Source organism: Candidatus Cardinium hertigii, assembly GCF_003788695.1.
Map to the genome: position 1 here is coordinate 2,758 of NZ_RARA01000013.1, position 333 is coordinate 3,090.

The 333-nt window shown below is 38.1% G+C and carries 1 protein-coding gene; it reads right to left on the reverse strand.

All coding sequences use genetic code 11. The features are described from left to right. On the reverse strand, positions 1–316 hold a 316-nt coding region (locus tag EDM02_RS00505), incomplete at its 3' end, for a hypothetical protein (RefSeq protein ID WP_221179576.1). Between the last annotated feature and the right edge of the window lie 17 nt (positions 317–333).

Here is a 333-nt window from a genome sequence, read left to right on the forward strand (position 1 = left end):
CCAGATTAATCTCCGTAATTGTACTATTCTTTTCCAAAGCTTTAGCTAGCACTTTTGCCCCGTCAGAACCAATATCATTACTACCCAGGAAAATCGTCCTAATTGTACTATTCTTTTCTAGGGTTTGAGCTAGCGCCTTTGCCCCTTCAAATGCCCCTTCAAAACCAATATTATTGTAACTCAGGTAAATATTCTTAATTGTTTGATTATATGCCAAAGCTTCAGTTGCTGCACGAAAATGGTGTTGATCAGTAACATCCGTCCAACCGTGAAGTTCTGTTAGGATGCTGAATTGATCTACATAGGATCTATACAAGGCATAATAATGTTGAC